The organism is Ottowia cancrivicina, assembly GCF_029813755.1.
GTDB lineage: Bacteria > Pseudomonadota > Gammaproteobacteria > Burkholderiales > Burkholderiaceae_C > Ottowia > Ottowia massiliensis.
The window spans coordinates 108,073-131,359 of the sequence record NZ_JARVII010000004.1; the positions used below are offsets into that span (position 1 = coordinate 108,073).

At 65.2% G+C, this 23,287-nt stretch carries 23 protein-coding genes and 1 pseudogene; 12 read left to right on the plus strand and 12 right to left on the minus strand.

The features are described 5' to 3' along the window. Positions 1–330 precede the first annotated feature (330 nt). Positions 331–1,881, plus strand: coding sequence for a lysine--tRNA ligase (lysS, locus tag QB898_RS03615; protein ID WP_279523828.1), 1,551 nt, complete (start codon positions 331–333; stop codon positions 1,879–1,881). 559 nt (positions 1,882–2,440) lie between these two features. Here lysS and rpsT read toward each other — a convergent pair. From rpsT to QB898_RS03635, 4 genes are read right to left on the minus strand one after another with little or no spacing between them, the layout of a single operon-like run. After that, a complete protein-coding gene (gene rpsT / locus QB898_RS03620) occupies positions 2,441–2,746 on the minus strand; it encodes a 30S ribosomal protein S20 (RefSeq protein ID WP_279523829.1) in 306 nt (101 codons plus the stop codon). Positions 2,747–2,793: 47 nt separating this feature from the next. Continuing rightward, positions 2,794–3,558 carry an SDR family NAD(P)-dependent oxidoreductase gene (locus tag QB898_RS03625; protein ID WP_279523830.1) on the minus strand — a complete coding sequence of 255 codons (765 nt, stop codon included), beginning with the start codon at positions 3,556–3,558 and terminating at the stop codon, positions 2,794–2,796. Positions 3,559–3,605: 47 nt separating this feature from the next. Beyond that, positions 3,606–4,928: an FAD-binding oxidoreductase gene (locus QB898_RS03630; RefSeq protein ID WP_279523831.1), complete on the minus strand. Its 1,323-nt coding sequence runs from the start codon at positions 4,926–4,928 to the stop codon at positions 3,606–3,608. A 38-nt stretch (positions 4,929–4,966) separates the two neighbouring features. Then, on the minus strand, positions 4,967–5,371 hold the full coding sequence (locus QB898_RS03635) for a GtrA family protein (protein WP_279523832.1): 405 nt from the start codon (positions 5,369–5,371) through the stop codon (positions 4,967–4,969). 102 nt (positions 5,372–5,473) lie between these two features. On the opposite strand from QB898_RS03635, the gene QB898_RS03640 reads away from it, so the two are divergent. The 3 genes from QB898_RS03640 (at position 5,474) to murJ (ending at position 8,556) form a co-directional block, all read left to right on the plus strand. Beyond that, positions 5,474–6,292 (plus strand): decaprenyl-phosphate phosphoribosyltransferase, encoded by an 819-nt coding sequence (locus tag QB898_RS03640; protein ID WP_279523848.1) that lies wholly within the window; start codon positions 5,474–5,476, stop codon positions 6,290–6,292. Further along, on the plus strand, positions 6,289–6,690 hold the full coding sequence (locus QB898_RS03645; RefSeq protein WP_279523833.1) for a divergent PAP2 family protein: 402 nt from the start codon (positions 6,289–6,291) through the stop codon (positions 6,688–6,690). The genes QB898_RS03640 and QB898_RS03645 overlap by 4 nt, the downstream gene beginning before the upstream one ends. A gap of 306 nt (positions 6,691–6,996) precedes the next feature. Continuing rightward, the gene (gene murJ / locus QB898_RS03650; RefSeq protein WP_279523834.1) at positions 6,997–8,556 is read left to right on the plus strand and encodes a murein biosynthesis integral membrane protein MurJ; all 1,560 of its coding nucleotides are present in this window, start codon (positions 6,997–6,999) and stop codon (positions 8,554–8,556) included. A gap of 318 nt (positions 8,557–8,874) precedes the next feature. On the opposite strand, the gene QB898_RS03655 is transcribed toward murJ, so the two are convergent. Both QB898_RS03655 and gloB read right to left on the minus strand, forming a co-directional pair. Next, complete coding sequence (locus QB898_RS03655; RefSeq protein WP_279523835.1) at positions 8,875–10,566, minus strand: transglycosylase SLT domain-containing protein; 1,692 nt, start codon at positions 10,564–10,566, stop codon at positions 8,875–8,877. Further along, positions 10,563–11,414, minus strand: a complete 852-nt coding sequence (gene gloB, locus QB898_RS03660; protein WP_279523836.1) for a hydroxyacylglutathione hydrolase — start codon at positions 11,412–11,414, stop codon at positions 10,563–10,565. The genes QB898_RS03655 and gloB overlap by 4 nt, the downstream gene beginning before the upstream one ends. Positions 11,415–11,629: 215 nt before the next feature. Between gloB and QB898_RS03665 the strand changes: the two genes are divergently transcribed. Together QB898_RS03665 and rnhA are read left to right on the plus strand one after the other, a co-directional pair. Further along, positions 11,630–12,439 carry a class I SAM-dependent methyltransferase gene (locus QB898_RS03665; RefSeq protein ID WP_346429796.1) on the plus strand — a complete coding sequence of 270 codons (810 nt, stop codon included), beginning with the start codon at positions 11,630–11,632 and terminating at the stop codon, positions 12,437–12,439. Between the two features lie 3 nt (positions 12,440–12,442). Continuing rightward, positions 12,443–12,886, plus strand: a complete 444-nt coding sequence (gene rnhA, locus QB898_RS03670) for a ribonuclease HI (protein ID WP_050715653.1) — start codon at positions 12,443–12,445, stop codon at positions 12,884–12,886. A gap of 202 nt (positions 12,887–13,088) precedes the next feature. On the opposite strand, the gene QB898_RS03675 is transcribed toward rnhA, so the two are convergent. Next, positions 13,089–14,150, minus strand: a complete 1,062-nt coding sequence (locus tag QB898_RS03675; protein ID WP_050716534.1) for a CDP-6-deoxy-delta-3,4-glucoseen reductase — start codon at positions 14,148–14,150, stop codon at positions 13,089–13,091. A 203-nt stretch (positions 14,151–14,353) separates the two neighbouring features. Here QB898_RS03675 and QB898_RS03680 point away from each other — a divergent pair, with 203 nt between their 5' ends. Together QB898_RS03680 and QB898_RS03685 are read left to right on the plus strand one after the other, a co-directional pair. Further along, positions 14,354–15,289 carry an NAD-dependent epimerase/dehydratase family protein gene (locus tag QB898_RS03680; RefSeq protein ID WP_428982722.1) on the plus strand — a complete coding sequence of 312 codons (936 nt, stop codon included), beginning with the start codon at positions 14,354–14,356 and terminating at the stop codon, positions 15,287–15,289. A 246-nt stretch (positions 15,290–15,535) separates the two neighbouring features. Then, positions 15,536–15,781 (plus strand): annotated as a pseudogene (locus QB898_RS03685) (IS1595 family transposase); the annotation flags it as partial. A 100-nt stretch (positions 15,782–15,881) separates the two neighbouring features. On the opposite strand, the gene QB898_RS03690 reads toward QB898_RS03685, so the two are convergent. From QB898_RS03690 to QB898_RS03705, 4 genes are all read right to left on the minus strand, one after another. Further along, positions 15,882–16,367, minus strand: a complete 486-nt coding sequence (locus QB898_RS03690) for a hypothetical protein (RefSeq protein ID WP_279523839.1) — start codon at positions 16,365–16,367, stop codon at positions 15,882–15,884. Next, positions 16,337–16,621 (minus strand): hypothetical protein, encoded by a 285-nt coding sequence (locus QB898_RS03695; protein ID WP_279523840.1) that lies wholly within the window; start codon positions 16,619–16,621, stop codon positions 16,337–16,339. Before QB898_RS03695 ends, QB898_RS03690 begins: the two co-directional genes overlap by 31 nt. A gap of 89 nt (positions 16,622–16,710) precedes the next feature. Then, complete coding sequence (locus QB898_RS03700; protein ID WP_279523841.1) at positions 16,711–16,998, minus strand: hypothetical protein; 288 nt, start codon at positions 16,996–16,998, stop codon at positions 16,711–16,713. After that, positions 16,995–18,743: a hypothetical protein gene (locus tag QB898_RS03705; protein ID WP_279523842.1), complete on the minus strand. Its 1,749-nt coding sequence runs from the start codon at positions 18,741–18,743 to the stop codon at positions 16,995–16,997. Before QB898_RS03705 ends, QB898_RS03700 begins: the two co-directional genes overlap by 4 nt. A gap of 161 nt (positions 18,744–18,904) precedes the next feature. Here QB898_RS03705 and QB898_RS03710 point away from each other — a divergent pair, with 161 nt between their 5' ends. Together QB898_RS03710 and QB898_RS03715 are read left to right on the plus strand one after the other, a co-directional pair. Further along, entirely contained in the window at positions 18,905–19,276 is a 372-nt protein-coding gene (locus QB898_RS03710; RefSeq protein ID WP_279523849.1) for a hypothetical protein, read from the plus strand. Between the two features lie 397 nt (positions 19,277–19,673). Continuing rightward, positions 19,674–19,979, plus strand: a complete 306-nt coding sequence (locus tag QB898_RS03715) for a hypothetical protein (RefSeq protein WP_279523843.1) — start codon at positions 19,674–19,676, stop codon at positions 19,977–19,979. 73 nt (positions 19,980–20,052) lie between these two features. On the opposite strand, the gene QB898_RS03720 is transcribed toward QB898_RS03715, so the two are convergent. Beyond that, the gene (locus QB898_RS03720) at positions 20,053–20,961 is read right to left on the minus strand and encodes a YicC/YloC family endoribonuclease (RefSeq protein ID WP_279523844.1); all 909 of its coding nucleotides are present in this window, start codon (positions 20,959–20,961) and stop codon (positions 20,053–20,055) included. Positions 20,962–21,083: 122 nt separating this feature from the next. Between QB898_RS03720 and QB898_RS03725 the strand changes: the two genes are divergently transcribed. Further along, entirely contained in the window at positions 21,084–22,061 is a 978-nt protein-coding gene (locus QB898_RS03725) for a serine/threonine protein kinase (protein ID WP_050715649.1), read from the plus strand. 14 nt (positions 22,062–22,075) lie between these two features. Continuing rightward, complete coding sequence (locus QB898_RS03730; protein WP_279523845.1) at positions 22,076–22,996, plus strand: PP2C family protein-serine/threonine phosphatase; 921 nt, start codon at positions 22,076–22,078, stop codon at positions 22,994–22,996. The last annotated feature ends 291 nt before the right edge of the window (positions 22,997–23,287 follow it).

Here is a 23,287-nt window from a genome sequence, read left to right on the forward strand (position 1 = left end):
TGCATTCATCAGCCCGCGCCAAACCATTCTAGAAATCCGCAAGGCTGGCGGAATCCATGAAAACGAGGGGAAGGGAAAATACCGGGCGGGTAATTACCGGGCGGGTAAACACCGGGCGGGTAAACACCGGGCGGGTAAACACGGGCGGGTTTATACGGAAGGAAGAGGCGCAAACGGCGCTCCGCCTGGTGAAAACCCTGAAAAATACGCGCGCTGCGGACGTGCAGGGCGAATGCCATCGCCGCCCGCCCAAGGCTGCCGCCAAAGCGGCCTTTCCTGAACGCCCTCCTAAAATTCGCCGTTTTTCCTTCGCAAGAACCGACCGCCGCCATGACCCAAGCCGATCACGCCAATGCCGCGCCCGCCCGCGAACAGCCGCAAGACGAAAACAAGCTCATTGCCGAGCGCCGTGAAAAGCTCAAGGCCCTGCGCGAGCGCCAGGCCGCTGGCGGCGCGGTGGCTTTTCCCAATGATTTCAAGCCGCAGGACCGCGCAGCAGCCTTGCAGGCCGCGCACGGCGGCAAAACGGGCGATGAGCTGCAGGCGGGCGAAAAAATCAGCGCCAGCATCGCCGGCCGCCTGATGCTCAAGCGCGTGATGGGCAAAGCCAGTTTCGCCACCGTGCAAGACGCCACGGGCCGCATTCAGATTTATGTGACGCGCGAAGACGTGGGCGAAGAAGCCTATGCCGACTTCAAGCGCTGGGATTTGGGCGACATCATCGCCGCCGAAGGCTATGTTTTCAAAACCCAGAAAGGCGAGCTTTCCATTCACGCCACGCGCCTGCGCCTGCTCACCAAAAGCCTGCGCCCGCTGCCCGACAAATTCCACGGCATGCAGGACCAGGAGCTGAAATACCGCCAGCGCTACGTCGATCTCATCATGGACGAAAGCGCCCGCCAGCGCTTTGCCCTGCGCAGCCGCGCGCTGGCCGTGCTGCGCGAATTCATGGTCAATGAAGGCTTCATGGAAGTGGAAACGCCCATGCTGCACCCCATTCCGGGCGGCGCCAACGCCAAGCCCTTCGTCACCCACCACAACGCGCTGGAGCAAGACATGTTTCTGCGCATCGCGCCCGAGCTGTATCTCAAGCGCCTGATCGTCGGCGGCTTCGAGCGCGTGTTTGAAATCAACCGGAGCTTTCGCAACGAAGGCGTCAGCGTGCGGCACAACCCCGAATTCACCATGATGGAGTCTTACGCCGCCTACTGGAACTATCTGGACCAGATGGACTGCGCCGAGCGCCTGTTCCGCACCCTCGCGCAGCGGCTGCTGGGCACGCTGCAACTGACTTACCAGGGCCGCAGCGTGGACTTGAGCCAGCCCTTTGCCCGCATGACCATCCGCGAAGCGCTGCACGCGCACACCGACATTGGCGCGCACGTTGATGACGCCGCCGCGCTCATCTCGCGCCTGAAAAAGCTGGGCCTGAGCGAAGAAAAAGACCAGCTTTCCCGGCGCAGCCTGCCCGCGCTGCAAGTGATGTACTTTGAAGAAGCCGTGGAGTCCGAGCTGTGGCAGCCCACCTTCATCATGGAGCACCCCACCGAAATCAGCCCCTTGGCCCGCGCCAACGACGCGCGCCCCGAAGTGACCGAGCGCTTCGAGCTGTACATCACCGGCCGCGAAATGGCCAATGGCTTCAGCGAACTCAACGACGCCGAAGACCAGGCCGCACGCTTTCAGCAGCAAGCCAGCGCCAAAGACGCGGGCGACGATGAAGCCATGTATTACGACGCCGATTACGTGCGCGCCCTCGAATACGGCATGCCCCCCACGGGCGGCATTGGCGTGGGCATAGACCGCACCATGATGCTGCTGACCGACAGCCCCAGCATCCGCGACGTCATCCTCTTTCCCGCCCTGCGGCGCGAGGCGTGAGCGGCCGCGAGCCGTGTTGGAGCCGTGTTGTTCAGGGGCCGGGCTTGAGTCTGGCTTGAAGCGAGCCGTCAGGGCCTGTTTTCGCTTCTCTTTTCATAGCACGAGGTCCTGACGAAATGGGCGCAAAGGCAGTTTTTCGTGGCTTAAATTTGCTCCTTTTTCATATGCCGCCTGCGGCCTCAGTTGGACGGGCCTGCCAAAGCCGCAAACCGGCATGCAGCGCCAGCGGCTATTGACCATCAGCGCCTGCCGCCCTCTGAAAAAAGCGCCGCAGGCATGGCGGCAGGCCAGGCGCAAAGACCGGCTGCTCTTGAAACAAGAGCGAATTCAAGGGGACAAAAAAGCCTGAGGTCCTGATGAAATCTGCGCAGGCAGCTATTGTTTGAATAGCGAAAAGCAGCCATCCGGGCCGCCTGCCTGTTCCACGTGGGTGGTCTTGGCGCACAGGCACAAAAAAACCGCCTCAAGGCGGTTTTTTGCTTTTGCCGGCAGCGCACCCGTTTCAAACGGCAGGCGGAGGCTTGATGCGCCCGCCCGGGCTGTGTTGGGAAAGAAAAGCTCAGGCTGCTGCGGCTTGGGACAGCGCCTTGACCTTGGCAGACAGGCGGCTCTTGTCGCGGGCGGCCTTGTTCTTGTGGAAGATGCCCTTGTCGGCCACGGTGTCCACCACCGATTGCATGAGGGCGAAGGCGGCCTTGACCTTGTCCAGATCGCCTGCGGCCACGGCCTTGTCCACGTTTTTCACGGCGGTGCGGTACTTGGAGCGCAGCGAGGTGTTGGCGGCGTTGATTTTGGTGTTCTGGCGCACGCGCTTGCGGCCGGAGGCCAGGCGCGGGTTCTTCTTTTTGGGTTTGGCTGATGCCATGTGTATGTTCCTTGAAGGTTTGTGGATGTTGCTGGCAAAACGGCGAATTATAGGTTGATGCGTCTGAACACGAAGTCAGGCAGGCAGCGCACGATGAGCATGATGAGCGCCCATTTGCCCGGCGCGTAAACCACCGCCCTGCCCCGGTCGATGCCGCGCACGATGCAGCGGGCCACTTCTTCAGGCGCGGCCATTGAGGCGCGGCCAGTGCCGGTTTTCAGGTGCGCCGTCATGGGCGTGTCAGTGGGGCCGGGCTTGATGAGCACGGCGCGCACAGGGCTTTTTTGCAGCGCCAGGCGGTGTTGCAGGCCCTGCATGTAGCGGGCAACCAGGCCCTTGGCCGCGCCATAGACGTAGTTGGATTTGCGCCCGCGATCGCCCGCCACGGAGCCGATGACGGCGACGGCGCCGCGCCCGGCCTGCTGCATGGCGTTGGCCAGCGCTTCGGCGTAGAGCGCGGGGGCCACGCCGTTGATCCATTGCGCGTCGGCATTGGCTTGCAGGTTTTGCTCGCAGGCGTCCTGGTCGGGCAGCAGGCCGAAGGCCACGAGCGCCACATCAGGCGGCGCAGGCGTTTGCAGGCTGGCCACGCATTGGGCGATGGCGGCGGCGCTGGTGAGATCGGCCTGGGCGTGCGTGGCAATTTCAGACGCCGGGCTGCGCGCTTTCAGGTCGGCGGCGATGCGGCGCAGTTTTTCTTCGTCGCGGCCTATCAGGGTCAGCGTGAGGGGTTCGCGCTCGACCCACAGGCGTGCGCAGTGTTCGGCGATGGCGGAGGTGGCGCCGATGATGGCGATGTGTTTGCGGCTCATGAGGATGCGTTTTCAAAAAAATGTCCCGGGCGCTTATTGAGTGCTCGTCAGGCGCCCATCAGGCGGCGCGAGAGGGACGAGCTGATGCCCGGATCGCGGTAGGGCAGAAATTCCTGCAACCGGGGGTAGGCGGCCTCGAAATATTTGCGCGGCCAGCGCGCGTCTTTGGCCAGGTAGATGCGGCCGCCCGCTTCATGAACGATGGCGTCCAGCCGCTCGAAAAGCGCCAGCGTGGACGCCCCCCGGTTGGGAAAGTCCAGCGCCAGCGTGATGCCGGGCATGGCAAAGCCCAGCATGCCTGCCGAGGGCGTGTCGCCCATCGTCTTGAGCACGGCCAGAAACGAGCCTTGGCCCGATGCGCCTATGGCGTCCAGCATGGCCTGCACCGCTTCGGCCCCGCCCGCGTGCGGCACGACGCACTGGTATTGGTAAAAGCCGCGCGGGCCGTAGAAGCGGTTCCAGTCCTGAATGTGATCGAGCGGGTAGAGAAACGGCTCGTAATAGGCCAGCCCCCGGCCCGCCTTCAGCCGGTGGGCGTGGTAGTAGGCCAGGTTGAACAGGCGCAGCGACAAGGGGTTGATGAGCGAAAACGGCGGCGTCAGCGGCATGCGCCAGCGCCGCTGGCGCGCAGCGGGCCGCCGCACGGCTTCTTTCACCAGGTTGCCGCGCATGAAAATGCCCCGCGTGCCGCTGCGATGGCGCAGGCAGTCGATCCACGAGACGGTGTGCGCCCAGCCTTGCTGCCCGGTTTCGGCATTGATCACCAGAAATTCCGCCAGGCTGCCAAAGGGCTGCACGTCCACCTCAAACCAGGGGCTTTGAATGCGTTCGAGCTGCAACTGCGCCTGCGTGATCACGCCCGTCAGCCCCAGGCCGCCTACCGTGGCGGCAAACCAGTCCGCCTGTCCGCCTTGGGGTGCGGCGTCAATCACCTGCCCGTCGGTGCGCGCCAGGCGCAGGCCGCGCACGTGCTGGCCGAAGCTGCCCGCGCTGTGGTGGCTTTTGCCGTGCACGTCGTTGGCGATGGCCCCGCCCACCGTCACCATTTGCGTGCCGGGCGAAACAGGCAGCATCCAGCCGCGCCGGATGGCCAGGCGCTGCACGTCGCGCAGCAGCGCGCCGGCTTCGCAGGTGAGCACGCCTTCGTTTTCGTCAAAGCGGATGAAGCGGTCCAGCCCGCGCGTGGCCCACAGCGTGCCGCCGGGGTTCAGCGCCACATCGCCATAGCTGCGCCCCGCGCCATATGCAATGCCAGGCCGGCCCGCTTGCAGCTGCGCCAGCAGCGCCGGGCCATCGGCCTGCGTGAGCGCCTGCCAGTCGTGCGCATCGCGCGTCAGACGGCCCCAGCTTTCAACGGGCATTTTCGGCATGGCGTTTCCTTTTCATTTTGAAAAAAAGCGGGCGGTTTTCACGCCGGCTGCTGCACAAAAACGAATTTTTTATCCAGGTGGTATTTGGCGGCATAACCGATTCCCAGGCCCATCACGCCGCCCAGATAACGCATGAAATCATCCCTGAACAGAATTTCAAAGAGCCATTCCGCGCCCCAGAAAACCAGTGTTGTCAAAATGCCCATCAGGGAATAAAGCATGAACAGGCGGCTGTCATGCGCGGCATTTTCCGGCTTGAAGCAGAAGATGTAGCGCTTGTCCAGCGCATATTTCACGGCCAGCCCGGCCAGTGTGCCCGCCATGATGGAAGCCGCTACGGTATCCAGCGGCCGGGGCGCGAATCGCAGCCATAGCGCCTGGGAGGCGATATTGACTGCCGTCGCTGCCACGGCGAACAAGGCATAAAGCAGTGCAATGCGCATGAAGTAAAGTGTGAAAAACCTTTTGTTTCCCTGAAAACCATCATGAATCGTAATGGCCCGGCCGCTTCCGCCGCGCGCTGCGCTGCCGGGCTGATCCGGCTGATGCGTCCCCGGCAGTGGATCAAGAACGGCTTCGTGCTGGCTCCGCTGCTGTTCACGGGGCAGTTCTGGCAGGCTGACCGCGCGGGTCAGGCGCTGCTGGCCGCGCTGCTGTTTTGCCTGGCGTCTTCGGCGGTTTACATCGTCAATGACTGGCGCGACGCGGAGCGCGACCGGCAGCATCCCGTCAAACGGCGCGAGCGCCCCCTGGCGTCGGGCGCCGTGACGCCGCGCATGGCGCTGGCGCTGCTGCTGGCGCTGGGCGCGCTGCTGGCTGCGGGCGCGTGGATGCAGCCGGGCGTCATGGCCGTCATCGGCATCTACCTGGCGCTGAACCTGGCCTACAGCTTCGGCCTCAAGCATCAGCCGGTGATCGACATCTTCATCGTCGCCAGCGGCTTCGTGCTGCGCGCGCTGGCGGGCGCGGTGGCGCTGGAGGTGAAGCTGTCTTCCTGGATGTTCGTCACCACGCTGTGCCTGGCCCTGTACATGGCGGCCATCAAACGCAGGCAGGAGCTGGCGCGCTCGGGCGACAAGGGGCGGCAGGTGCTGCAACGCTATTCGCTGCCGCTGATTGAGCGCTACGCCGAAATGTCCGCCACGGGCGCGCTGGTGTTCTACAGCCTCTACGTCATGTCGGCCCATCCGGAGCTGATCGTGAGCATTCCGCTGGTGCTCTTCGGACTGTTCCGCTACTGGTATGTGGTAGAGATGAAAAAAGGCGGCGAATCGCCCACGGACGTGCTGCTGTCCGACTGGCAGCTGATGGCTGCCGTGCTCACCTGGCTGCTCTTGTGCGCATGGAGGCTGGCGGGGTCATGAAAACCTGGAGCTACCTGCTGGCCCCGTTTGCCGCCTGGCTGGCGGCGGGCTGCCTGAAATTCGTCATCAACAGCCTGCGCGCGGGCAAGCCGGCCTTCGGGCTGATTGGCTACGGCGGCATGCCCAGCAACCACAGTGCCATCGTCAGCAGCATGGCCGCGCTGACGGCCCTGCGCGAGGGGCTGGACAGCGCGGCCTTCGGCGTGGCGCTCACGCTGGCCTTCATCGTCATGCTCGACGCCGCCAGCCTGCGCCGCCAGGTGGGCCGCCACGCGCAGGCGCTGAACGAGCTGCGGCCTGAAGAAAAGGCCCGTTTGCGCGAGCGCATGGGGCACACGCCCTTTGAAATCGCAGGCGGCATCGCGGTAGGCTGCGCCGTGGCCTGGCTGCTGCGCTGACCAGCGCCCGGCTGCACCGCAGGCAGGCCCGCGACAATCGGCGCGGCAGCCTGGGCCTGGCATCTGCCGTGCCGGTCCGGGCCACAGCGCAGCCCTCCGTCCGTCATCGCCATCCGATTCCATGAAACGCCCAACCCGCGCGGCCGCAGCGCCGCAGCCCTGCTGGCGCCGCCTCTTGCAAACCGCATCAGAAAAAGGAGCAAATTCAGGTGCCTTGAAAAGGCCGTTCCCGCTTATTTCGCTGGGAGATCATGCTATGGATCGAGGAGCGAAATACGCCTCTGCTTTTCTGCCTGCCCGCCCAGCATGAGCCTGTTCAAATCCGCCTCCACCGTTTCCCTGCTCACGCTGGCCTCGCGCGTCACGGGGCTGCTGCGCGACTGGCTCATGGCCTCGGCCTTTGGCGTCAGCGGCCTGACTGACGCCTTCAACGTGGCCTTTCGCATTCCCAATCTGCTGCGGCGGCTGTTTGGCGAAGGCGCGTTCAGCCAGGCTTTCGTGCCCGTGCTGGCCGCCAGCAAGGAGCGCGATGGCATCGAGGCCACGCGGCATCTGATTGACGCCGTGGCCACCGCGCTGGCCTGGGCGCTGGCGGCCACCTGTCTGGCGGGCATGCTGGCCGCGCCGCTTTTGGTGCTGCTGCTGGCCAGCGGTCTGGATGCGGCCAGTTTTGAGGCCGCCGCGCGCATGACGCGCTGGATGTTTCCCTACATCGGCTGCATGTCGCTGGTGGCCCTGTCGGCGGGCATTCTGAATACGTGGAAGCGCTTTGCCGTGCCCGCCGTCACGCCCGTGCTGCTGAACCTTTGCATGATTGCCGCCGCCTGGCTGGGCGCGCCGTTTTTCGCACGGCTGGGGCTGGAGCCGATTTACGCCATGGCCGCCGGCGTCATGCTGGGCGGCGCATTGCAGCTGGCAGTGCAAGTGCCTGCGCTGCGCCGCCTGGGGCTGCTGCCGCGCATTGCCTTGAGCTGGCAGCGCCTGCGCGCCGCCTGGGCCGACGCAGGCGTGCGCCAGGTGCTCTCGCTCATGCTGCCCGCCTTGCTGGGTGTGGGCGTGGCGCAGCTTTCGCTGCTCATCAACACGCAAATTGCCTCGCACCTGGCCAAAGGCAGCGTCACCTGGGTGTGGTATGCCGACCGGCTGATGGAATTTCCCACCGCCTTGCTGGGCGTGGCGCTGGGCGTGGTGCTCACACCGCAGCTCACGGCCGCGCGCGCCAGCGGCGACGGGGCGGCCTACTCGGCCATGCTGGACTGGGGCCTGCGCCTGGTGCTGCTGCTGGGCCTGCCGTGCGCGGCGGCGCTGCTGGTTTTTGGCACGCCGCTGATTGCCACGCTCTTTCACTACGGCCAGTTCAGCGCGGGCGACGTGCAGCGCGTGGCGCTGGCGCTGGCCGGCTACGGCGCGGGCCTGGTGGGCCTGGTGGCCGTGAAGGTGCTGGCCCCCGGCTACTACGCCAGCCTGGACATTCGCACGCCCGTGAAGATTGCCGTGGCCGTGCTGGCGCTCACCCAGTGCCTGAACCTGCTGCTGGTGCCGCACTTGCAGCATGCGGCGCTCACGCTTTCCATCGCCCTGGGCGCGCTGGTCAATGCCGCCTGGCTGCTGCGGGGCCTGCGCCGCCGTGGCAGCTACCGCCCGCAGCCCGGCTGGCGTTTGTTTGCCTTGCAGGTGCTGGCCGCCACGCTGCTGATGGCCGCCTTTTTGCTCTGGGGCAGCCGCCATTTCGACTGGATCGCCCTGCGCGCCGCGCCCTTGCAGCGCGTGGCCCTGCTGGCGGGGCTGATGGCGGCGGCTGGCGGCATCTACTTTGGCGCGCTCGCCGCAGGCGGCGTGCGCCTGCGGCAGCTGGCGCGGCGCTGAGAACGAACCCCAAGCCTGTCCGTGGCAGACGAATGGAGCCAATGGTGCGGGCCTTGCAGCCTGGCTCCATCCGCCATGCTGCATCAAAAACAAGAGCTAATTTGAAGGTTGAAAAACGGCTCTTGCGCCCATTGCACTAGGACCTCATGCTATGAATCGAGGAGCAAATATCCCCTCGCATTCGGCAAGGCTGCAAGGCATGGCGCAGCCCGTGCGTCCAGGGCTGGCTCGCCGCCATGCCTTGCCCTGGCTCCTTTCGGCTCCAAGGGCAGGCGGCAGATGCCCTGCCCTGAATGCCCGCCCGAAGTCTGGCTGAGGCTATTTTTTGGCCTTCGCCTTGGCGGGCGCTGCCGCTTTGGTTTTGGCCGCAGACGCTTTGCCCGCCGGTGCCTTGGCGGGCGCTTTGCCCGCGCCAGCCTTGGCCTTGCCTGGCGCCACCGTCACTTTGACCCGGCCTTTGCCGGCCTGGGCGGCGGCGGCGCGCCTGGCGCTGGCCTTGCTGCGGGGGGCGGCCTTGGGCTTGCCCGCGCGCATGGGCAGGTAGAGGGTGATGCTCTGGCCCGCCTTCAGGCTGGCAGTGGCGCTGGTTTTGTTCCAGCCGGCCACGGTGCCAGGCGGCAGGTCGTAGCGGCGGGCGATGCGGTCGATGGTGTCGCCCTTGCGCGCGCGCAGCACGGTTTTGCGCAGCACGACTTCGGGCGTGAAGGCCACGCGGGCGTTGTTGACGATGCTGGCGCTGACGGCCAGCGCCTGGCCCTTGCCGCGCGGCGCGAGCAGGGCCGCGCCGGCGCTGACCTTCACATGCGGCGGTATGTGGTTGAGCGTGCGGAAGGCGTCTTCGCTCATGCCCACTTCGCGCGCGGCTTCGGCCACGCTCATGGTGCGCGGGGCCACCCACACGGTGTGGCTGGCCAGCGGGGCCTTGGGGTCCATGGCCGCCAGGTTTTGCTTGAAGGTGGCGGCGTTTTCCCAGGGCAGCAGGATGTGCTCGGCGGCCTGGGCGAAGATGACGGAGCGCTTCATGCCGGGGTTGAGGGCGCGCAAATCGTCCAGCCGCACGCCGGCCAGCTCGGCGGCCAGGGCCACGTCGATGTCGCGGGTGATGGCAACGGTGTCGAAGAAGGGGTGGTTGCCAATGTCGGGCAGCGAGGCGTCGAACTTGCCGGGGTCGGCAATGATGTTTTTGACGGCTTGCAGCTTGGGCACGTAGTTGCGGGTTTCGTCGGGCATGCGCAGGTCTTCGTAGCGCAGGCCCAGGCCCGCCTTGCGGTTGCGCTCCAGCGCGTTGGCCACGTTGCCCGGCCCCCAGTTGTAGGCGGCCAGGGCCAGGTGCCAGTCGCCGAATTTGTCGTGCAGCTGTTGCAGGTAGTCCAGTGCGGCGTTGGTGGAGGCGATGATGTCGCGCCGGTCATCGCGCAAGGCGTTTTGGCGCAGCTCGAAATGGGTGCCCGTGGCAGGCATGAACTGCCACAGCCCGGCAGCCTTGGCGCTGGAGACGGCCTGCGGGTTGAAGGCCGATTCGATGTAAGGCAGCAGCGCCAGCTCGGAAGGCATGCCGCGCATCTCGGCTTCTTCGACGATGTGAAAGAGATACATGCGCGAGCGCTCGACCATGCGCTGGATGTAGTCGGGCCGGCCCGCGTACCACTGCTCTTGCTTGCGCACCAGGTCATTGCTCAGATCGGGCATGGCGAAGTTGCCGCGCACGCGCTCCCAGATGTCCGCCGGGGCGTTCAGGGGCGTGACGGGGCGGCCCTGCATGTCGCGCACCGTCAGCGGCGACATGGGCACGTAAGGGCGGATGCCCGCGCCGGGGCCGGTGGGCGAAGGGCGTATCTGCGCCTGCGGGCCTTCTTCTTCGGCGGCTGGCGAGGCGGCCGGGCGGGCGTCTGTGGATGCGGCAGCGTCAGTCTGCCCGGATGCGGGGGGCGTGGCAGGCCGGGTGGCGCAGCCCGCCAGAAAAACGGCGGCAGCCAGCGCCAGCGCCTGCAAAGTGCGTTGGGTGGTCATGAGAAACGGTTCTTCCATTCACGAAGGGCGGCAAAAACGGCCACGGCATCCGCAGCCTCGCCGCTGGCAGAGCCTGCGCCAGACACGGCGGGCGCAGGCACGGGCGCGCGGCGCGCGGCGCTCGCAACTTGCGGCACGCGGCAGCGCAGAAAAGGATTGATGGCTTTTTCCTGCCCGATGGTGCTGGGCAGCGTGGGCTGGCCCGCTTCGCGCAGCGCCTGGCAGTGTGCCTGCCAGCGCGCCAGCTGTGCGTTGTCAGGCTCCACGGCGCGGGCAAAGCGCACATTGGCCAGCGTGTATTCGTGGCCGCAGCACACGCGGGTGTCATCGGGCAGCGCGGCCAGCGCGTCGAGCGAGGCGAGCATTTGCGCGGGCGTACCTTCAAACACGCGGCCGCAGCCGCCTGAAAACAGCGCGTCGCCGCAAAACAGCAGCGGCGCGCTGACGCCATTGGCTTCTACCTGCTCGCAAAAGTAGGCCACGTGCGTGGCCGTATGCCCCGGCACGGCCAGCACCTGCCATTGCAGGCCCAGCAGCGGCACGGCATCGCCGCCCTGCACCACGGTCAAGGGCGCGGGTGTGGGCGAGGGCAGCAAAACCTGCGCAGGGCCGAACACCGGCGCGCCCGTGGCCGCATGCAGCGCGGCTGCGCCGCCCGTGTGATCGGCGTGGTGGTGCGTCAATAGAATGCCCGCCAGCGTCAGGCGGCCATTGGCGGGCGCAGCCGGTGCAGCCAGCGCGCGCAGCACCGGGGCGCTGTCGCCGGGGTCCACCGCCAGCGCCTGGCGGCCATCGTGCAGCAGCCAGACGTAGTTGTCGTTCAGGGCGGGCAGGGCAAGCAATTCCATGAGCCAAAAATTATCCATGAGGGGCCGGCGCGCCTGCCCGCAAAAGCGGCCGGCCACCGGCAAGGCGGCCGCCCATCATCAAAAAAGAAGAGCGAATTCAGGAGCCTTGAAAAGCCGTCTGCGCCCATTCCACCAGGACATCATGCTATGAAACGAGGAGCGAATTTACACCCCTTTCAAGGCGGAATGCAGCCAGCGCATGGGGCGCTGCGATGATGGCCGCGTCCGATTGGTTCCGCACCCCGCCCGGCCAGGCCCTGCTGCGCTGGGAGCAGGCGCAGTTCGACGCCGCCGTGGCCGATGTTTTCGGCTACCACGCCCTGCAACTGGGCCTGCCTGAAATCGACGCCCTGGCCGCCAACCGCATGCCCCACCGCTGGCTGGCCCTGCCCGATGCAGCCGGTACGGCCCAGGCTGCTCAAGCCGCCGCCCAGGATGCGCCCGCCGGGCGCATCCTGCTGGCCGCCAGCCCCGCCGCGCTGCCTTTTGCCGAAGGCAGCCTCGATCTGATCGCCCTGCCGCACACGCTGGAGCTGTGCGGCGACCCCCACGCCGCCCTGCGCGAAGCGCACCGCGCGCTGATGCATGAGGGGCGCCTCGTTATCACCGGCCTGGTGCCCTGGCGCGCGCGCCTGTGGCAGCGCCTGCACGGCGGCGGCCCGCTGTATCTGCCGCCAGGGCATGAATTCATCGCCCCGCAGCGCCTGCGCGACTGGCTGCGCCTGCTCGGCTTCGAGCTGTGCGAACAGCGCTACGGCAACGACAGCGGCTTGCCGCCGGGCGCTGGCTGGCTGCGCCAGCTGGCCGCGCGCCTGGCGCGCGCTGGCGCGACGGGCTGGCCCATCACCCGCGCGGCCTGGTGCATCAGCGCCATCAAGCGCGCCCACGGCATGCGCCTGATTGGCGCGGCCTGGAAAACGCCCGCCGCCCGCCTGGCCCCCGTGCCCGCCGCCAGCCGTGCGGCCAACCCGCCCGCCCGGCGCCAGCGCGGACAATCCGCGCCCCGCTCCCAGAAAGGTCAATGAGCTTTGGACACCGTAGAGATCTACACCGACGGCGCCTGCAAAGGCAACCCCGGCCCCGGCGGCTGGGGCGCGCTGCTGCGCAGCGGCAAATATGAAAAACAGATGTGCGGCGGCGAAGCGCGCACCACGAATAACCGCATGGAGCTGCTGGCCGTCATTCAGGCCCTGGGCGCCCTCAAGCGCCCCTGCCGCGTGGATCTGTACCTCGACAGCCAGTACGTGCGCCAGGGCATCACCGAATGGATACACGGCTGGAAAGCCAAAGGCTGGCGCACTGCCAGCGGCCAGCCCGTGAAAAACGCCGACCTCTGGCAGCGCCTGGACGCGCTGGCCGGCGGCGGCCCGCACGAGATCCGCTGGCACTGGGTCAAGGGCCACGCCGGCCACCCCGGCAACGAACGCGCCGACGCCCTCGCCAACCAGGGCGTGCCCAAGGCCGCCGCCTGATACGCCCGCTCTTTTCCGCCAGCGCAGCGGCTGATTCCATCAAAAACAGGAGCAAATCCAGGGGGATGAAAATGACGTTTGCGCACATTCCACTAGGACACCACGCTATCAATCAAGAAGCGTATTCCGGCCTGCGAACCAGCCTGGCGCGCTGCCCCATGCGATCCGCTTGCGCCCACGGGAGCGGGCCGTGGGCGGGCGCTCAAGAGGCCAGGTCGGCCTGGCTGGTGAAGGCGTCGGCGTAGAACTCGCTTTCGGGCAGGCGGGCGCGGGTGGTGAAGTCGTGGCGGGCGGCCCGCACCATGGCAGGAGCGCCGCAGGCATAGACCTGGTGGCCGGAGAGATCGGGGCAGTCTTGCAGCACGGCTTCATGCACGTAGCCGGTGCGGCCCTGCCAGCCGTCTTCGGGCTGGGCGGCGGAGATGACAGGCACGTAGCGCAGGCCGGGCATGGCCGCTTGCTGTGCCAGCACCCATTCGTGCATGTACAGGTCTTGCGGGCGGCGGCCGCCCCAGTAGAGCGCGGCGGGGCGGGCAATGGCGTGGCGCTGCATGTGCTCGATGATGGCCTTGATGGGCGCAAAGCCCGTGCCTGAGGCCAGCAGCACGATGGGCTTTTGGGAGTCTTCACGCAGAAAAAAGCTGCCCAGCGGGCTTTCGGCGTGCAGGATGTCTTTCACTTTCAGCCCGCCGCCAAACACCTGGTCGGTGAATTTGCCGCCCGGCAGGTGGCGGATGTGCAGATCGACGTAGCGTGCGCCGCGCTTTGGGCCAGGCGCTTCATCCTCCGCCTCTTGCGGGGCGCTGGCCATGCTGTAGCTGCGGCGGCTGCCGTCGGGCAGGGTGAATTCCATGAACTGCCCGGCGCGCCAGGGCGTGGGCTGGTTGGCGGGCAGTTGCAGCCGCACGCGCATCACGTCAGGCGCGAGGCGCTCCAGCTCGGCCACACGCACAGGCATTTTGCGCGGCGGGTAGAGGCTGGCGAGCGTGACCTGATCGCACTCCAGCACCACATGGCCCAGCGCGCGGGCGCGGCATGTCAGGGTGTAGCCCTGCGCGGCCTCGTCGGCGGACAGGGCGCTTTCCAGATGCCCGCCCAGGGCCACCTGGCCGTAGGTGACCTTGCATTTGCACGCGCCGCAGGCGCCCTCCTGGCAGCCATAGGGCAGGCCCACGCTCTGGCGCAAGGCGGCGGCCAGCAGGGTTTCATCAGATTCGGCTTCAAAGCTGAAGCCGCCGGGTTGCACGGTAACGGAAAAGCTCATTTGGGTATCGTCGTGGGCTGTTTTGGGAGCCTGCCTGCAATCTGCCTGTGGGCGCAAAAAGCATGAAAAGCGTGGATTCGGGCGGTTTGCGCCTTGCAGTCCATCCCGGTTTCCACGCTTTTGCCTTTCACGGCCAGATTGCGAGCAGGCTCTGAATGAAGAAACCGCCTGCAAAAACTGCGAGGCGGTTCCGGGAGCGGATTTTGCCTGTGAACCTTTTTTTCTGCGGCGCGCGCCCCCGCGCGCTGCCCGCCCGCTTTCGCCGCGCGCGCGTGCTCATCGTCGGCTGCGGCGATGTGGGCGTGCGCGCGGCCCGCCTGCTGTTGCCGCGCGTGCGCGTGCTGGCCCTGTGCCGCAGCGCCGCCAAGGCGGCCGCTTTGCGGCAGATGGGCATTACGCCGCTGGCGGGCGATTTGGACGCGCCAGCCAGCTTGCGGCGGCTGGCTGCTTGGGTGGGGCGCGCGGGGCGCGTGCTGCACTTGGCGCCACCCGCGCCTTCATCGAATGACGGGGGCGACGCGCGCACCCTGGCGCTGGCGCGCGCCCTGCGCCGCCGCTGGCCGGCCGCGTTCATTTACGGCTCCACTTCCGGCGTTTATGGCGATGCCCAGGGCGGCTTCACGCCCGAAACCCGCCCGCTGCGCCCGCAAACCGCGCGCGCGCGCCGCCGCGCCGCCGCCGAAGCCGTGCTGCGCCCGCTGGGCGCTGCCGTGCTGCGCATTCCCGGCATCTACGCCGCCGACCGCCCCGGCGGCTCGCCCCGCGCCCGGCTGGAGCGGCGCGCGCCCGTGCTCGCCGCGCCGGATGACGTTTACACCAGCCACATCCACGCCGAAGACCTGGCCCGCGCCTGCGCCCTGGCCCTGTGGCGCGCCCGCCCGCGCCGCGCCTACAACGTGTGCGACGACAGCCAGATGAAGATGGGCGACTGGTTCGAGCTGGCTGCGCGCCTGTGCGGCCTGCCTTGCCCGCCGCGCATGCCCCGCGCCGAGGCCGAAGCTGCGCTGCCCGCGCTGCAAATGAGCTTTCTGCGCGAATCACGCCGCCTGACCAACCAGCGCCTCAAGCGCGAGCTGCGCCTGAAGCTGCGCTACCCCACGGCGGAAAGCGGACTGAAAGCCGCCCTGCTACTGGATTGATAGCGGCCCGCGCTGATTTCACGGGGACTTGCGGGCGTTTGGCATGCAAATGCGCAGGCTGAAGCGCTTTTTTCATTATCTGCGTTCCATACAGAAACACGGCGCAGGACAAATACAATGCAGCAATCAATCCATTTGCGCAATAAAACATTTGTTTGATCAATCGCCAGCCGGGATATCGCTTCTGCCGGAATATAAAGCCTGAAAATGCGGCGCCCATCATTATTCAGGGGCTTAGGAAGCGAGGTTGATTTGGGTTTGGACAAGCACTTTCGGGGCAATCACGGCAGCAACGAATTCGTCAAAGGCTGCAGACACGTCAACGGCATCGAGTCTTTTTGGAGCCATGCCAAACATCGGCTGGCGCAGTTTCATGGCGTGTGGCGTGACAAGTTCGCGTTGCATCTCGAGGAGACCGAGTTGCGTTTCAATCACCGCCATCTTGATCTCTACAAGACACTGCTTGAACCGCTCAGGGATGAGCCTCTGTGAAGCGTTTGCTTCCCAGGCCCATGCAAGAGGTGTTGAAAATGCCGCCATTGGCATTCGGCAAAGCCATGGCGGCGTTTCAGGCGCGCAAAGCCCCTGCGGGTCAGCGCAATTTCTTGATGTCGGCGGCCCACAGGGACATGGCGATGTCCGCGCCCTTATTCGTGTTGCCGGATTCAAAGGCGGTAAACATTTCGTCCAGCAAGGCGTCGATGGGCGCGATGAGAATCACGTCGCGCTTCAGCTTTGCCTTGGCTTCAGACCAAGAGTTAGAGATGCAGCTTTTGCTGTCCTCGTAATTCATGTAACGAGAAGGATAGCGATCAGGCGCGAAGGTAATACCAACGAGTTCATCGGAAAGATAACCAAGTAATTCTCTTAATGCAGTCATGGCATGATTCCTTTGGGGGAAAGAGGACGCTTGCTGGTGTTTTGCATGGAAATTGAATATTGGTTTTCGGCATGCTTCGACAAATAACCATGCCATGGTCATCCACAAATGGAATGTTGCATCCCGGCCTGCCGGAATGCCTGGGTGGCAGGCGGTGATCAGGCCATTTACTCCATCTGCTTGATGTTTCTGTTCCACAGCGCCATGGCGGTGTCGATGCCTTTTTTCCTGTCGCCCGCTTCAAAGGCAGCGAACATTTCGGCCAGCTGGGCGTCAATGGCCGGAATGAGGGCGGCATCGCGCTGCAATTGGCTTTTGGCTTCGGCCCAGTATTGCAGTATCTCCGCCTTGTTTTTCTCATAGCTCATGGAAACCAGGTAGCTGTCAGGCGCGAACATGGCGCAAAAGGCCACTTCGGTGGAAAAATCGGCAAGAGTTTCTTTGAGTGACATGATGGCAAATATCCGTATGTGTTGAAAATGCCGCCATTGGCATTCGGCAAAGCCATGGCGGCGTTTCAGGCGCGCAAAGCCCCTGCGGGTCAGCGCAATTTCTTGATGTCAGCGGCCCACAGGGACATGGCAATGCGCACGCCCTTGTCCCTGTTTCCGGATTCAAAGGCGGTAAACATTTCGTCCAGCAAGGCGTCGATGGGCGCGATGAAAATCACGTCGCGCTTCAGCTTTGCCTTGGCTTCAGACCAGAAATGCAATATATATTCTTTGTTGCCCTCGTAAGTCATATTGCGTGAAGGATAGCGATCGGGTTTGAAGGTCATGGTGACCAGTCTGCAGGCAAGCCGATCGAGTGATTCTCTTAATGCAGTCATGGCATGGTTCCTTTGGGGGCAAGAGGGAGTTTGTTGATGTTTCGGGGGGGAACGGCATACGAGCCTCCCAGCGCTTCCGGGCGAATGATCATGTAATGGCCTTCGTATATGGAATGCCATACCCTGAGCTGCGGGGTGAGGGGATTTTTGAAGGCTATGGTGGTGTCCATATAAAGATTCCGGCCAAGGCGCACATCCGGAATGCCGTACTGGCTGGTTTCGGGCGAAGTCAGGCGCCGGTTCACGGCGGCTATCTGGGAGTGCGGGTGTTCGTTTATGCCCATGTTTCTCAACTCGTTCCGTAGAGCGTCGCGCACGGCATTGTCTATGTAGTTGCCGATGGCCACGTTGAGGCTGATGCCGGGCTTGCGCTCCAGCTGGTGCTGACTTTCCAGCTCCAGTGCCTGTTCGTATGACTCGTTGGTGATTCGCTGCTGCAATGTGCTGATTCGCCTTTCGAATTGCAATGGCGTCAGCCGCTGGTTGCCAATGCGGATGTTGCGGTAATCGTCGCCCCAGGTTCGGCGCAGGCGCCGGTCCTGAAGGAAGGCGGTGTAAATGCCCTCCAGCTGTTCGACCGTGGCGCGGTAGTTGCGCACCGTGTTGCCGCCGCGCACCCATGACAGCACGTAATCGTTGGGGACGTTGGGCACGCCCTGGTCGCGCATTTGCTGGCGCATGTTTTCGATGGCGCGCTCGGCGTTGAGCCGGTCAAGCCGATTCAGGTCGCCATAGAGGGCGGGCAGATTGCCCAGGATGCCCAGGGGGTCTGCGGCGGCGTTCAGCGCCGTGCTCCACCCCTGGTTGATGACGGGCGAGACCTGGTACGCGTTGCGCAGGGCGCGGGGGCCTGCGGCGTAGGTGATGTCGCCATCGCTTGGCAGGGAATCTTCGCGCGCCTGCGCGGCCAGCAGCTCGCGCACCACCTGTTGGTGGATGGCCTGCAGGTGTTCGGGAATGAGCGTGTCGGGCCGCTGCGGGTCGCGGTTGTCGCGCTGCAGCGGCTCGCCTTCGCTGTCGAACGTGACGACGCCGTAGGCGGGCGGCGCCACGGGCTGGTCGTCCGGCTGCGGGACGAACGGGCTGGCAGGGGCGGCAGGCGCAGGAGATGGCGTGGGCGCGGGGTTGTCTGAGGGGCCATCCGAGCCGGGTGCGCCTGGGCTGGAGATGCCGCCCCAGGATGGCGGCGGGTATGCGTCGAACGGCTCTCTGTACAGCGGAGGCGGGGACCAGCGGGGCGGGTCGTATTGGTCTTCAACGGTGACGGGCGGCATGGTGGGCGTTCCGTCGTTGGTCCACACGTCGCCTTCGGGGGGAGCGTTGGGGTCGGTTCCGGGGACGATGGGCACGCCGATGGGCCGTGGCGGAATGATCTGGTTGGGATCGCCTGGCCGTGGCCGCTGGTAACCAGGTTCATTGGGTCTGTTGGCAGGGCACTCGCAATCGCAACTGTCGTGTTGCCGGTCGTCGCAATCATCTTTGCGTCTGGATGTAGGGACGGGTGACTGAGCTGGCTGCCGATTGCCGGACTGCTCCTGCGGCTGGCCGTGCGGCTGTTGCTGCCCCGGCTCTTGCTGCGCGTGGCGCCGCTGTTGCAGGGCAATGTTGGGCGGCAGCGGCAGTTGCGCCAGAAGGTTGGATGCGGCGTGGCCGAGCGCGGCGGGCGGCACAGGTGGAGGTGGCGCGCTGCTGGCGGGTTGCGAGGCTGGCGCAGGCGGCGGTACAGGGTGAGGGCGGATACGCATGAGGTATCCTTTCAAGGGCGAGAAACATTCGTGTCTGGATGAATGCGGGTTAGATGCTAACGCGTACCTATTTCCATAGGGGCTTAGGAAGCAAGCATGTGTTCAACGCACGCCAACTTCCTGAAATGCCAAGCAAAAACAGGTACTGACGCCATTCAGAAATCAGTGAGGCAAGGTTTCGGCATCTTTTGCGCCTGTTTGCCATGGACTTGACCGCCACGGATGCCGCGCAGCCATGTGGCCTGTCCGTGCGCCCGGCCAATGCGCTGCATCAGCGTATCCGGGGCAAACGTGGGTGTGGTGCAGGTGGCAAAACCATCGTCTTGGGTCTGCTCAAGCGAGGCGAGTGTGTCTATACACGTCAGCGGCATCGAGTTTTTTGGAGCCATGCCAAACATCGGCTGGCGCAGTTTCATGGCGTGCGACGTGACAAGTTCGCGTTGCATCTCAAGGAGACCGAGTTGCGTTTCAATCACTGCCATCTTGATCTCTACAAGACACTGCTTGAACCGCTCAGGGATGAGCCTCTGTGAGGCGTTTGCTTCCTAGGCTCCTTATTTATTGGTCAGAGAAGCTGGAACAACAAGCATGATGGAAAATTTACGCTCGTTTTTGTTTTCCCGGCGCTGCAATCATCGATTTTTGAAGACAAATTGGCCGCATTCAGTGCGGGCGGCATTCCGCCGCTATCTGCTGGCATTTGCATGGGCCAGCGTTTGCGCGTCTGCGGCGGCGCAGGCGCCTGCTTCGGGGTTCGTGGTGGTCAGTCCGTCAGGGAAAACGTATTTCCATCTCACGCACGCGCCAGAGGCGGATGTTCCGCTATGGGCGCAGTGGCCAGGCCCCGATGGGCAGCCCGTTTGTTGCAGGAAATTCACCCTTCAGGAATTGGCGCCTGTTTCTGTGCGGGCCGGGGAAGGCCATGCCGCAATGACTGCATCAGGCCGCGAAGTGCTCAGCTATGAATGGCGCGGCCAGGCAAGCCCTGCGCCGGCCATGCCTTTTGCGGGCATGGTTCTGGCTGCTCCAAGGGTGCGCGCGGGCAGCGTGGCGGAGCTGCGGGCAGGCCGGGTGACGCGGGCGCGCATGTGCCAGGGCGCGGAAGGCATCAACCTGCTGACGCAATCAGGCCGCTACCGCAGCGCCTTGTATCTGGGGCTGGGGTACGGCATTCAGTCGCCCAGCCGCCCATGCACGCGGGAAGACGAGAGATTCATTGAGCGCGCGCAGGATTGAGCGCCCTGCCGCCCGTCTGGTTTTGCCGGCTTGGCCGCATGCAAAAACGCCTGAATGAGTCGCGGCCCGGCGCTTATTCCAGGTTCTGCACCTGTTCGCGCATTTGTTCGATGAGCACTTTCATGTCCACGCTGATGCGGGTGAGTTCCAGCGTGGCGGATTTGCTGCCGAGGGTGTTGGCTTCGCGGTGCAACTCCTGAATGAGAAAGTCCAGGCGCTTGCCGGTTTCGCCGCCTTTTTGAAGCACGGCTTCGATTTCGTCCAGGTGCGCGGCCAGGCGGCCCAGTTCTTCGGCCACGTCGATGCGGATGGCAAACGCGGTGGCTTCGGCCAGGGCGCGCTCTTGCGCGGCTTGTGTGACGGCTTCGCTGGCGGGGGCCGCGCCCAGGGCTTCCTGCCAGCGCTCCAGAAAGCGCTGGCGCTGCGCTTGCACCAGCTGGGGCACGAGCGGGGCGGCTTGCGCGGCCAGTGCGCGCAAGGCGGTGATGCGCTCTTGCAGCAGGGCAAGCAGGCGCGCGCCTTCGCGCTGGCGGGCGGCCACCAGTTCATCAAGCGCCTGGCGGGCCAGGGGCAGCAGGGCTTCGCCCAGGGCCGGGCTGGCGGCGCTGTCGCCAGCGGCCAGGCGCAAGGCGTCGGCGACCGAGAGGGGGGCGGCTTCGGGCAGCCACACACGCACTTGCTGCTGCGCGGCGGCCAGGCGCTGGAGGGTGCGCACGGGCACATCGGGCAGGGCGGCGCCAGCGGCGGCTTCCACGCTGACGCGCAGTTCCACCTTGCCGCGCTTGAGGCGCTTGGCGATCAGCTCGCGCAGGGCAGGCTCGTGCGGGCGCAGCTCGTCGGGCAGGCGCAGCACCACATCCAGAAAGCGGCTATTGACCGAACGCAGCTCCAGCGCCAGGCAGGCGGCGGGCGTGGCTATTTCGGCGTTGCCGCCCGGGGTGTGCTGGGCGCTGGCGTAACCCGTCATACTGTAAACTGGCATGTCAAATCTTTCCTGATGCAACGAGGTGGATCGCGCGCGGCCTGAAGGGGGCGAAGGCGGCGGCTGACGCACAAAAAGAAAGCCCGGTCAGGCCGGGCTAACTTGTTTTCTGGCTTGAAATTATGTCAAAACCCAAACCTGCTTCACTGCCCGCTGGCACGGTCATTGGCGGCTACCGCGTGGTGCGCAAGGTCTCGTCAGGGGGCTTTGGCGTGGTGTATCTGGCCACGGATCATGACGGGCAGCAGGTGGCCATCAAGGAATACCTGCCTTCGGCGCTGGTCACGCGCGCGGAAGGGGAGCTGATTCCGCACGTTGCGCCCGAAAAGCTTTCGCTCTACCGCCTGGGCCTGAAGAGCTTTTTTGAAGAAGGCCGCTCGCTGGCGCAAATTGCCCACCCTTCGGTGGTGAGCGTGCTCAACTTCTTCCGCCAGAACGAAACCGTTTACATGGTGATGAACTATCTGGAAGGCGCCAGCCTGCAAGACTTCATCGTCACCGCGCGCGAGCTGAACAACAAGAAGGTGTTTCGCGAGTCCACCATCCGTTCGCTGTATGACGAGGTGCTGCGCGGGCTGCGCATCGTGCATCAGCACAAGATGCTGCACCTTGATTTGAAGCCCGCCAACATTTTCATCACCGACGACGACAGGGCCGTGATGATCGACTTTGGCGCCGCGCGCGAAGTGCTCAACAAGGAAGGCAATTTCACCCGCCCCATGTACACACCGGGCTTTGCCGCGCCCGAGATGTACCGGCGCGACTCGACGATGGGGCCGTGGACCGACATCTACGCCATCGGCGCGTGCATCTACTCGTGCATGCAGGGCTACCCGCCCAACGATGCGCCCCAGCGCCTGGAAAAAGACCAGCTCGCCAGCGCCCTCACGCGCATGCGCGGCATCTATTCGGACAGCCTCATTGAAGTGGTGCAATGGTGCATGTCGCTCGACCCCCTCTCGCGCCCGCAATCGGTCTTCGCCCTGCAAAAGGAACTCAGCCGCGAAGGCGAGCGCACCTACACCAAGCCCTCCGTCAGCGAACGCGTGCGCATGCAGTTCGGCAACCTCATGGCTGACGGCAAGAAAGCCAGCAAATAAAAAAAGCACCCGCCATGCAATTCTCAATTTTTGAAGCAACCCACCTCGGCTCGCGCGAGAAAAACGAAGACCGCATGGGCTACAGCTACACCCGCGAAGCGGGCCTGTTCGCCCTGGCCGACGGCATGGGCGGCCACCCCGAAGGCGAAGTGGCCGCGCAAATCGCGCTGGAAACCATGTCCGCCCTCTTTCAGCGCGAAGCGCAGCCGCGCATGGCGGATGTGCCCAGCTTCCTGGGCCGGGGCCTGATGTCAGCCCACCACCAGATCATCCGCTACGCCAGCTCGCGCGGCATGATGGACACGCCCCGCACCACCCTTGTGGCCGCCGTCGTGCAGCGCGGCCAGCTCCACTGGGTGCACTGCGGCGACTCGCGCATGTACGTCGTGCGCGGCGGCCAGCTGCTCAAGCGCACGCGCGACCACTCCTACCTGGAAGCCAAGGCCAGCAGCGGCGCCTCGCTCAAGGACGTCAACCGCAACGTCCTCTTCACCTGCCTGGGTTCCACCGTGCGCCCCATGTTCGACGTAGGCGGCCCCATCGTCTTGCAAGACCAGGACCGCGTCATGCTCTGCTCCGACGGCCTCTGGGGCACGCTGGACGACGACATCATCATGCGCGGCATGGCCGAGCGCCCCCTGGCCGAAGGCATGCCCCTGCTCATCGACCAAGCCCTCAAAAAAGGCGGCCCGCGCTGCGACAACGTCACCGTTCTGGCCTTCGAGTGGGAAGCGCCCGCCAGGGCGCGCCAGCGGCGCGGGCGTCCCGGCTTCACCGAAACCGCCTCCATGGACGACAGCGCCTTTGCTTCCACCATCCAGCCCACCAGCGGCCTGCCCGACAGCGCGCTGGACGAACTGGACGACGAGGCCATCGAACGCTCCATCGCCGAAATCAACGAGGCCATCCAGCGCACCTCCCTCAAAAAGCACTGACGGCGCAAGCGGTTTGCCCGGCCCTGTTTAGCTCCTAAAGCAATAGCGTTGGGTCCTAGTAAAGCGTGCGCAAAACGGCCTTTCAGCCCCCTCAAATTTGCTCCTGTTTTTGCCGCCGCCCGGCCGCGCTCACTGCCAGCGCAGGGTCGCCAGGTCATTGACCGAGATGGGCATCTGCTCCCATAGCCCTTGCAGGCCCTTGCGGGCGGCGGTCAGCCAGTGCGGCTGGTACAGGAAGATGGCAGCGGCGTCTTCAGCCAGCAGGCGCTGGGCCTGCTCCAGCAGCTTCAG